This window comes from Actinomadura chokoriensis (assembly GCF_041463665.1).
Classification (GTDB): domain Bacteria; phylum Actinomycetota; class Actinomycetes; order Streptosporangiales; family Streptosporangiaceae; genus Spirillospora; species Spirillospora chokoriensis_A.
Genome location: NZ_JAXCEJ010000002.1, coordinates 588,916 through 598,863 on the forward strand (window position 1 = coordinate 588,916; position 9,948 = coordinate 598,863).

Here is a 9,948-nt window from a genome sequence, read left to right on the forward strand (position 1 = left end):
CTCAGCGGCGGTAGGTCTGGAGGAACTCGCCTATGCGGCCCACGGCGTCCTCCAGGTCGTCGGCGTACTGGAGGGTGACGACGCGGAAGTGGTCGGTGGCCGGCCAGTTGAACCCGGTCCCCTGGACGACGAGGAGCTTCTGCTGTTCGAGCAGGTCGAGGGCGAAGCGCATGTCGTCCTCGATCGGGTACATCTCCGGGTCCAGGCGGGGGAAGACGTAGAGGGCGCCCCGCGGCTTGACGCAGCTGACGCCCGGCAGGTCGTTCAGCAGCTTCCAGGCGCGGTCGCGCTGCTCGCAGAGGCGGCCGGTCGGCAGGACGAGGTCCTCGATGCTCTGGTAGCCGCCGAGCGCGGCCTGGATGGCGTGCTGGCCGGGGACGTTCGGGCAGAGCCGCATGTTGGCGAGGATGTCCAGGCCCTCGATGTAGGACTCGGCGTGCTCCTTCGGGCCGGACAGCACCACCCATCCGGACCGGAACCCGGCGACCCGGTAGTTCTTCGACAGGCCGCCGAAGGTGAGGCACAGCAGGTCGGGCGCCAGCGACGCGATCGGGACGTGCTCGGCGTCGTCGTAGAGGATCCGGTCGTAGATCTCGTCCGCGAAGACGAGCAGGCCCCGGCGGCGGGCGACCTCGACGATGCGGGCCAGCACCTCGCGCGAGTAGACGGCGCCGGTCGGGTTGTTCGGGTTGATGACGACGATCGCGCGGGTCCGGTCGCTGATCTTGGACTCGATGTCGTCCAGGCTCGGCTGCCAGCCGTCGTCCTCGTCGCACAGGTAGTGGACGGGCGTTCCGCCGCACAGGGAGACCGCCGCCGTCCACAGCGGGTAGTCGGGCGTGGGGATGAGCACTTCGTCGCCGTCGTTGAGCAGCGCCTGCAGGGTCATGACGATGAGCTCGGACACGCCGTTGCCGAGGTAGACGTCCTCGACGTCGATGCCGCCGACCCCGTTGTCCTCGAAATGCTGCACGATCGAGCGCCGCGCGGGGAGGATGCCCTTGGAGTCGCTGTAGCCGTGCGCCTCCGGCAGGTTGCGGATCATGTCCTGGAGGAGTTCGGGCGGGGCCTCGAACCCGAACGGCGCCGGGTTGCCGATGTGCAGCTTGAGGATGTTGTTCCCCTCGTTCTCCAGCTGCTTGGCGCGCTTCAGCACCGGCCCGCGAATGTCGTAACAGACGTTGGTGAGCTTGCCCGACTGGTTGACCTGCATGGACTCACCATAGCCGCGACCGGCCGCGATACGCGCGCCACCCCGCCGCGCCCTGGCCGGGCCCGGACGCTCCGGTCCCCGCCCCCGCGGGGGACCGGAGCCGGGGCGTCACGGAGCGGAGATCGCGGACAGGATCGCCAGCCGCGCGGCGCGCCGCGCCGGGCGGACCGCGGCGAGCGCCCCCGCCACGGCGCCGACCAGCGCGATGACCGCCAGCTGCACGGCGGGCGGCGCGAACGGGTTGCCGAGGGCCGTGCCGAAGCCCCAGCCGAGGAACACGCCGAGGCCGAGCCCGCCGCCGGTGCCGAACAGCGCCACGATGACCGACTCCCACCGGACCATCGACCTGATCTGCGGGCGGGTCGCGCCGACCGCGCGGAGGAGCCCGAGCTCACGGGTCCGTTCGTGGACGGCGAGCGACAGCGTGTTGGCGATGCCGAGCAGCGCGACGACGATGGCGAGGATGAGCATCCCGTAGACGACGGCGATGAAGCCGGCCATCTCCTCGGTCTGCGCGGCCACGAATTCGTCCCGCGACTGGACCTCGGGCGCCCCGTAAGGCTTGGCGAGGTCCGTCAGGGCCTGCCGAGCGGACGCGACCGACGCACCGGGGTTCAGTTCGACGAAGGCACGTGTGTCCAAGGGCTGCCTGGTGTGCGCGTCCCATAGTGTGCGCGGGACGAGGTAGTCACCGGTCAGGTCGGTGTTCTCGTAGACGGCCCCTACGGTGAGCTTCTGCGAGGTGCCGTCCGCGAACGTCACGCCGACCGGGGTACCCACGTGCCAGTCGTTGTCGTCCGCGGTCTTCTTCGACACGGCGAACGTGCCGGCGTTGCTCAGGGCACCGTCCCGAACGTCCAGGTCGAGGACGCGTCGCAGGCTGGACGGGTCGGCGACGCTGACGGTCGACGGGGAACCGTTCACGCGCATGCTTCCCGTACCGAGCCCGGCGGCCTCACGCACCTGGGGCAGCCTGGCGGCCTCCTGGACGAGGGCGGTGCTGAACCCGCCGGTCTCGTTGTTGCCCGCGTTCACGACGATCGGGCCCTTGAACGATCCGGCGACGCCGTCCTCCAGCGACGCGCGCAGCGACCCGGTGAACACGGTCATCAGCGTGACGACGCCGACGCCGATCATCAGCGCGGTCGCGGCGCCGGCGGTGCGCGCCGGGCTGCGGGACGCGTTGTCGCGCGCGAGCGTCCCCGGCACGCCGCGCAGCCGCGCCGCGGGCCCGCCGAGGAGCGCCGCGACCGGGCGGGCGGCGACCGGCCCGAGCACGACCATCGCGGCCGCGGTGACCGCCGCGCCCGCCGCCGCCATCGCGACCTGCCCGGTGACGGCGCCGAACACGACGGTCCCGACCGCGACAACCCCGAAGACACCGCCGACGATGAGCCGGGTCTCCGACGGCCGGGACGCCTCGGCCGCGACCTCGCGCAGCGCGGCCAGGGGCGGCGTCCGCGACGCCTTGAGCGCGGGCCCGAACGCCGCGACCAGGGTGACCAGCAGCCCGACCGGAACCGCGATGAGAATCGAGGTGGCGGCGACGGTGAGGCCCTCCATCGCGATCCCGATCCGGAACCGCGTGAACAGCTGCCGGAGCAGGGCCGCGAAGCCGAGCCCGCCGGCGAGCCCGGCGAGGGTGGCGGCGCCGCCGACCACGAGGGCCTCGAAGCCGACGATGGTGACGACCTGCCGGCGTCCGGCGCCGAGGGCGCGCAGCAGCGCCGACTCGCGGGTCCGCTGCGCCATCGTGATCGCGAACGTGTTGTGGATCGAGAACGCGGCGACGAGCAGCGCGACCCCGCCGAACGAGGCCAGGACGATCCGGAACACCCGCAGGAAGCCGCTCTCGACGAGGCTCATACCCTCCTCGACCTGCGCCTTGTTCGTGATGGCCTCCACCCCGGCGGGCAAAACCGGCTTGATGCGGGACGCCAGCTCCGCCTGGCTGACGCCGTCCTCGGCGCGGACGGCGACGCCGCTGAGGCGGTCGGTCCCCTTGGCGACGTGCTCGCGGGCCCCTTCCAGCGAGAACGCCGTGAGCGACGTCTCGCCGAAGGCGTCCTCGTCACCGAACTTGCTGATCCCGACGACGGTCACCGGAACCTTCTCCGGCGTGAGCACCGCCGTCCGGTCGCCGACCTTCAGGTTCCCCTCGTCGGCGAACATCTTGTTGATGACGACCTCGTCCGGTGCACGCGGCGCCCGCCCGGACACGAGGTGATACGGGTTGAGCTCGGGGTCGCTCATCCAGTTGCCGGCCGTCCGCGGGCCGCGCGACTGGATCGTGGTGCCGTCCTTGGCGAGCAGTTGCCCCGACCCCTGGATGGTGGGTTCGGCGTTGGCGACGCCGTCCACTTGACGGACCTTGTCCATGACGGACGCGTCAATCTGCCCGCGCGCGCCCCACGGCGCATCGCTCACCTTGGTCGCGTTCCGCACGGTCACGTCCGCGTTGCCGTACGCCCTGGAGAAGTATCCGTCGATGCTGGCCGCAAGCGTGTCGCCGAGGACGAGCGTTCCGGTCAAAAAAGTCACGCCCAGGAAGACCGCCACCAGGGAGCCGACCATCCGGCGCTTGCGCCCCCAGAGCTCCTTGAAGACCAGCCCGATCATGAGTGGTCTCCCAGCCCTCGCATGCGGTCCAGCACCCGGTCGGGTGTGGGAGCGTCCATGACGTCGACGACCCGGCCGTCGGCCAGGAACACCACCGCGTCGGCGTGCCCGGCGGCGACCGGGTCGTGGGTGACCATCGCCACGGTCTGGCCGAGGTCGTCCACGGCGTTGCGGAGCAGCGCCAGAACCTCCGCGCCGGTGCGGGAGTCGAGGTTGCCGGTCGGCTCGTCCGCGAACACGATCTGCGGGCGGGTGACCAGCGCGCGCGCCAGCGCCACCCGCTGCTGCTGCCCGCCCGACATCTCCGAAGGACGATGCGCCAGCCTGTCCCCCAGCTTCAGGACGCGGACGACGGTGTCCAGCCATTCCCGCTCCGGGCTCGTCCCCGCCAGCGTCAGCGGCAGGAGGATGTTGTCGCGCGCGGTGAGGGTCGGGATCAGGTTGAACGCCTGGAACACGAACCCGATGCGCTCGCGGCGGAGCCTGGTGAGCCGGCGGTCCGACAGCGTCCCGAGATCCTGGCCGCCGACGTAGACATGGCCGGACGACGCGTCCTCCAGCCCGGCCACGCAGTGCATCAGCGTGGACTTGCCCGCGCCGGACGGGCCCATGATCGCGGTGAACCGCCCGGCCGGGAACTCCACGGTGACGTCGTCGAGCGCGCGCACCGCCATGTCCCCGGACCCGTACACCTTCCCCAGATGGAGCGTGCGGGCGCCGCCGGTGGCTTCGCCGGCCGCTTGCCTTGCTTCTGCTGCGTTTCCCATGCCCCGGATCGTGGCCGCCCGCCATGGCGCCCGTCGTCGGGCGAGGAGAGGCACCCGCGCTGCTCCCCCGGACGCAGCCCGCCACTTCCGGCTACGTCCGCCGCGGTACACGGAAAGATCAATAAGACTTGATGTCCAATTGTGATGCGGGCAACATACATGCAGGCTTGCTTGCTTGTATCTGTCGCTCGTACCGTCTCAGCCATGGCAGTAAGCAGCCGCCGACGTCACCGGCACGGCTCCCAGAGCCGTCGCACCCAGCAGGAACGCCGGTCGCGCACTCAGGCCAGGCTCCTGGAGGCGACCACGGAGTGCCTGGTCGACCTCGGCTGGTCCGGGACGTCCACCACGGAGGTGGCCCGCCGCGCGGGAGTGTCGCGCGGCGCGCAGCAGCACCACTACCCGACGAAGATGGCGCTGGTCGCGGCCGCCCTGGAGCACCTCCTGGAGGCGCAGCGCCTCGCCTACGAGACGGCGTTCGCCGTGCTGCCGCCCGAACGCCGCGACATCTCGGGCGCCCTCGACCTGCTCTGGGGAGTGTTCCGCGGCCGCCCGGCCAAGGCCCTGATGGAGCTGGCCGTGGCCGCCCGCACCGACGAGGAGCTGCGGCCGCTGTGCCTCGACCTGAACGAGCGCATCCTCCAGGTGATCCTGGAGACGTTCGAGCGGCTGTTCCCGCAGAACGCGCTGCCCCCCGACTTCGTCCCGACGATGCTGCGCGCGGTGTTCGCGATGTTCGTCGGGCTGTCCATACAGAACGCGCTGGACGACGACGCCGACGGCCACCAGGCCGCGGTGCTGAGCCAGATGAAGGACGTCGCCCGGCTGATCGTCCCCGAGCGGGGCAGGCCGGACGCCCGGCCGACCGACCTTTGACCCCCTGGCCACACCGTCGGCCGCACCGGCCGGCCGCACCACCTCCGAGGGAGCGCCCCACATGCCGAAAGCCCCCACCGAACTCGCCGACGAGCTCCGCGAGCAGGTCATGGACAAGAAGTCGTACATCGGCGTCATCGACCGCCTGAACAAGGCGTCGGTGGAGAAGCACTGGGAGGCCTACGCCGACATCCCCTGGGACGACCCCGAGTTCGCGGTCGACAAGAACGACCCGCGCTGGGTCCTCCCCCCGTTCGACCGGCTCGGCGAGACGGCCTGGTACCAGGCGCAGCCGCCGGAGATCCAGGCGCAGATCGGGCTGTGGCGCGTCGCCACCGCGATGAAGATCGGCCTGCAGTTCGAGAACCTGCTGAAGCGCGGACTGCTGAACTACGCCTACCGGCTGCCGAACGGGCGGCCCGAGTTCCGGTACGTCTACCACGAGACGACCGAGGAATGTCACCACGGCATGATGTTCCAGGAGTTCGTGAACCGGACGAAGTTGCCGATCCGCGGCATGCCGCGCTCGCTCAGCCTCATCGCGCAGGCCGCCCCCTGGATCCCGCTGATCAACACGGAGATGTTCTTCGTCTTCGTGCTCGGCGGGGAGGACCCGATCGACTACGTCCAGCGCAAGTCCCTGAAGGGCGGGCACATCAAGCACCCGCTCGAAGAGACCATCATGAAGATCCACATCGCGGAGGAGGCCCGGCACATCTCGTTCGCCCGGCACTACCTCAAGCACCGGGTGCCCAACATGAACCCGCTGCGCCGCCGGATCCTCGGCGTCGCGACGCCGGTGGTCCTCGGCGTCATGGCGCGGATCATGCTGTCCCCGCCCGGACCGATGGTGCGCCACTTCAACATCCCCAAGGACGTCGTCCGCGCCGCCTACAAGAGCGAGGCGTCGCAGGCGGAGATCTCCAACTCGGTCGGCAAGATCCGCGACCTGATGGCCGAGCTGGGCGTGATCAGCCCGGTGGGCAGGCAGGTCTGGAAGGCCTTCGGGATCTGGGACGAGCCGAAGCAGCGCCGCACGGTGCAAGCCCCCGAAGCCGCCTGACACCGGCGGGCCCGGCACAGGCCGCCGCTGTCACCCCGGCTGCGGGGCCAGGCTGGCGTGCGCGGCCGGCCTCCCCCTGCTGCCCGTCCCACGTTCCGGGCTCGGCCACGACTCGACCCGCAGGCTGGATACGGACGACTTCCGCATCGAACGACGGCGAGCCACTGCAGGAGCACGACTTTCGGCGGGGCGGCCCGCCCCCTACACTTTCCGTAATTACACGCTAAATCCAATTATCAACCGAGGGCCGGACCGATTTCCCCCCGGGCCGGACCCGCGGTCCATCGAGCGGAGCGCGCAATGAGCATCGCGATCGTGACCGGAGGAGCATCCGGCATCGGCCGTGCGATCGCCACGTCCCTGGTGGCACGCGGCGACACCGTCGTGGTCACCGACATCAACGCCGAGGGCGCCGCGCAGGTCGCCGACAAACTGAACACCCTCGGCCATGGCAAAGCCGCCTCCGCCGCCCTCGACGTCACCGACGCCGGCGCCGTCACCGACCTCTACCAGGGCGTCAAGGCCGACCACGGACGCCTCGACCTCGTCTTCAACAACGCCGGCATCGCGATCGGCGGCCTGGCCGAGGAACTCACCCTCGACCACTGGAACCGCGCCATCGACATCAACCTCAAGGGCGTCGTCCACGGCGTCCACGCCGCCTACCCGATCATGCTGGAGCAGCGCGGCGGCCACATCGTCAACACCGCCTCGCTCGCCGGGCTCGTCCCGATGCCGATCGGCATCCCCTACACCGCCACCAAGCACGCCGTCGTCGGCCTCTCCCTCGGCCTGCGCGCCGAGGCCGCCGGACGCGGCGTCAAGGTCAGCGTCGTCTGCCCGTCCTTCGTCGACACCCCGCTCCTGCACAACGTCAACCCGGACCTGCCCGAGACCGCGATGAGCGGCGACGCGACCGGCGACATCGCCAAGGCGTCCCCGCGCCTCTACACGGCCGAGAAGCTGGCCCGCGACATCATGCGCGGCGTCGCGAAGAACCAGGCTCTCATCGTCGCCCCGGCGCACGGCCGCGTCGCATGGCGCGGCGCCCGCCTCAACCCCGGCGCCGCCGTCCGCGTCGCCCAGCTCGCCGTCAACCGCATCCGCGCCGGCAACTGACCCGCCGGCGCGGCACAGGTCACGCGCGGGGGCGCGGGCGGAGGGGCCGACATAGTCTGGAGGGCGTGGAACGCATTCTGGTCAGCTCCTGCCTGGCAGGACGCCGCGTCCGCTACGACGGCGCGGCCAAGCCAGTGGGGGGCGAACTCTTCGAACGGTGGCGCACCGAGGGGCGCCTCGTGCCGTTCTGCCCCGAAGTGTCGGGCGGCCTGGCCGTACCGCGCCCGCCCGCCGAGATCATCGGCGGTGACGGCGCCGACGTCCTCGACGGGACGGCCCGCATCCTCACCGACGCGGGCGACGACGTGACCGTCGAGTTCCTCCGCGGCGCCCGCCTGGCCCTGGATACCGCCCGCCGCTCCGGCGCCCGCGTAGCCGTCCTCAAGGAGGGCAGCCCGTCCTGCGGCGGCCACAGGATCTACGACGGCACCTTCACGGGCACCTCGTCCCCCGGCGCCGGCGTGACGACCGCCCTTCTCCAGCGCTCCGGCATCAAGGTCTTCAGCGAGGACGACCTGAACGCCGTCCAAAGCTTCCTGACGACCTTGGAGCGGTGACCGCGCCCCAGTGAGCATGCCCGGCGGCGGTTGCAGTTCACCGCGAACATCAGGCGGGCAGCGAACACGGTCGAGGCGTACGGGCTGAAAATCGAGGATCATCCGCGGACCTGCGCCCTGGTGGGTGGATCCGCTGATCGTCCGCCCGGCTGTCGTGGCGGCGTGGATCGGAGACCGGTGCCTACAGGAAGGCGACTACTTCGCCCGCAACGTCCGCACCGCCGGCCCCACCCCAACGAGTTCGGTGGCAGCGACAGCGCCTTCGTGTCCCTTACGGCCGTGCGGGAGAGCCTGCGCGTCCCCCATAAGCCAGCCTGAGAGCAGGATCCTCCATGAGATCCCTAATCCTCAGCGGTCAGCGGTCAACGTCGAACGCAAGCGCCCTATCGTCCTCAAGACCTCGGCCCGATTCTTGGCTGTCTTGAGCCACGTGGGCAGGCGCTCCACCAGGCTCGCCGGAGCTTCCGCCACAAGATCCCCACGTTCGCGCAGCTTCGCGGCCACATAGGCCTCCAACAGATCAAGATGACGGACGTTATATGCCCACAGAACATGTCCGCAGCAACTCGCCTGCAACCACACCGGCCGCTGGAAGTAGGGATCGACCGGGCCTCCGACGACAGCGGAGCTGATCGTGTCGTCCTTGAAGAAGCCACACGCCTTGCAGTGCAAGCGCCGGTGGAAGTTCATGAATCCAGCCGAAGTCGCCTCGGTGTCGTCGTGCTTCCGAGGACGCGGCAAGACGACAGCACAGCCCTCGCACCTGGGGCAGCTCACCAGCACTTCGTCGAGGAAGTCGTACCCGTACTTGCGTTCCCGTTGATCCCGAAACCGATCAGGGTTCGATGCACTCCCAGTCACCCAATCAGCCTGGCAGAGACCAGCCCAGGACCGACCAGGCACCCATCTCACGCACCCCGAGCACGGCTGGATCTCCGCTCATCCAGCAGAGCTGTTACCGGATATCCGCACAGACGTGCCCGGGGCAGGCCGATCTCGCTCGCTGCCCACGGGGGTCGGCCTCAACTAGCGGCGGGACGGCGTTGTTCCCGTCCTATGCCGCCCGCCGATGTGGCCGCAGGCCGGTTCACACGACCCAAAACGACCTTTTGTCCTCGTCACCCATATATTGCCGGGGAACGGAGGGCGGGAACGTGCAGTTGGAGCTTCGGCACCTGCGGGTCGCGTGGCGATGCAGCGGCCCGCTGGCCGGCCAGGCGGACGAGCTGGCCGAGTTCGCGGCCGCCGCCCACCGTGACGGCGTCGCCGCCAGCCCGGCCTATGCGTCCTGGAAAGGTCCTTCAAGCCCTCCGCCCGCGTCGATGTGAAGGGCGGGCTCCAGCCGGTGACGTCGTAGAACGACTCAATCATCTTCGCGCGGCCGACAAGGTCCAGCACCTTTCCGACCGACCGTTGAAATGCGAAAGGGCCCCGCCGGTGTCGGCGGGGCCCTTCCTGCAATATGAGTCCGGCGGTGTCCTACTCTCCCACACAGTCTCCCATGCAGTACCATCGGCGCTGAAGGGCTTAACTTCCGGGTTCGGGATGGGACCGGGTGTTTCCCCTTCGCCAAAACCACCGAACGACCAACCCCAACACCCCCTCCAAAACCCCGGGGGTGCGGGAAGTTCTCGTCCGAGCGTCAGGCTCGGTATCCAATTATCAACTGCGGTCACCCAGTTGTTTCCTGGGAACCACACAGGGACGCGAACATACTCGCAGCGATTCGGATTG

At 70.0% G+C, this 9,948-nt stretch carries 9 protein-coding genes and 1 rRNA gene; 5 read left to right on the plus strand and 5 right to left on the minus strand.

The features are described from left to right. Position 1: 1 nt before the first annotated feature. From SM418_RS06165 to SM418_RS06175, 3 genes are all read right to left on the minus strand, one after another. The gene (locus tag SM418_RS06165; RefSeq protein WP_371939636.1) at positions 2–1,213 is read right to left on the minus strand and encodes a pyridoxal phosphate-dependent aminotransferase; all 1,212 of its coding nucleotides are present in this window, start codon (positions 1,211–1,213) and stop codon (positions 2–4) included. A 108-nt stretch (positions 1,214–1,321) separates the two neighbouring features. After that, positions 1,322–3,832: an ABC transporter permease gene (locus tag SM418_RS06170; protein ID WP_371939637.1), complete on the minus strand. Its 2,511-nt coding sequence runs from the start codon at positions 3,830–3,832 to the stop codon at positions 1,322–1,324. Then, positions 3,829–4,599, minus strand: coding sequence for an ABC transporter ATP-binding protein (locus SM418_RS06175; protein WP_371939639.1), 771 nt, complete (start codon positions 4,597–4,599; stop codon positions 3,829–3,831). The genes SM418_RS06170 and SM418_RS06175 overlap by 4 nt, the downstream gene beginning before the upstream one ends. A 204-nt stretch (positions 4,600–4,803) precedes the next feature. Here SM418_RS06175 and SM418_RS06180 point away from each other — a divergent pair, with 204 nt between their 5' ends. The 4 genes from SM418_RS06180 (at position 4,804) to SM418_RS06195 (ending at position 8,214) form a co-directional block, all read left to right on the plus strand. Further along, positions 4,804–5,475, plus strand: a complete 672-nt coding sequence (locus tag SM418_RS06180) for a TetR/AcrR family transcriptional regulator (RefSeq protein WP_371939640.1) — start codon at positions 4,804–4,806, stop codon at positions 5,473–5,475. Between the two features lie 61 nt (positions 5,476–5,536). Continuing rightward, complete coding sequence (locus tag SM418_RS06185; RefSeq protein WP_371939642.1) at positions 5,537–6,538, plus strand: AurF N-oxygenase family protein; 1,002 nt, start codon at positions 5,537–5,539, stop codon at positions 6,536–6,538. 300 nt (positions 6,539–6,838) lie between these two features. After that, a complete protein-coding gene (locus tag SM418_RS06190) occupies positions 6,839–7,657 on the plus strand; it encodes an SDR family NAD(P)-dependent oxidoreductase (RefSeq protein WP_371939644.1) in 819 nt (272 codons plus the stop codon). Between the two features lie 65 nt (positions 7,658–7,722). After that, positions 7,723–8,214 carry a 2-thiouracil desulfurase family protein gene (locus SM418_RS06195; RefSeq protein WP_371939645.1) on the plus strand — a complete coding sequence of 164 codons (492 nt, stop codon included), beginning with the start codon at positions 7,723–7,725 and terminating at the stop codon, positions 8,212–8,214. A gap of 348 nt (positions 8,215–8,562) precedes the next feature. On the opposite strand, the gene SM418_RS06200 is transcribed toward SM418_RS06195, so the two are convergent. Beyond that, the gene (locus tag SM418_RS06200; RefSeq protein WP_371939646.1) at positions 8,563–8,904 is read right to left on the minus strand and encodes a hypothetical protein; all 342 of its coding nucleotides are present in this window, start codon (positions 8,902–8,904) and stop codon (positions 8,563–8,565) included. A gap of 464 nt (positions 8,905–9,368) precedes the next feature. Here SM418_RS06200 and SM418_RS06205 point away from each other — a divergent pair, with 464 nt between their 5' ends. Then, positions 9,369–9,542, plus strand: a complete 174-nt coding sequence (locus SM418_RS06205; protein ID WP_371939648.1) for a hypothetical protein — start codon at positions 9,369–9,371, stop codon at positions 9,540–9,542. Positions 9,543–9,680: 138 nt separating this feature from the next. Here SM418_RS06205 and rrf read toward each other — a convergent pair. Continuing rightward, a 5S ribosomal RNA gene (rrf, locus tag SM418_RS06210) occupies positions 9,681–9,797 on the minus strand. Between the last annotated feature and the right edge of the window lie 151 nt (positions 9,798–9,948).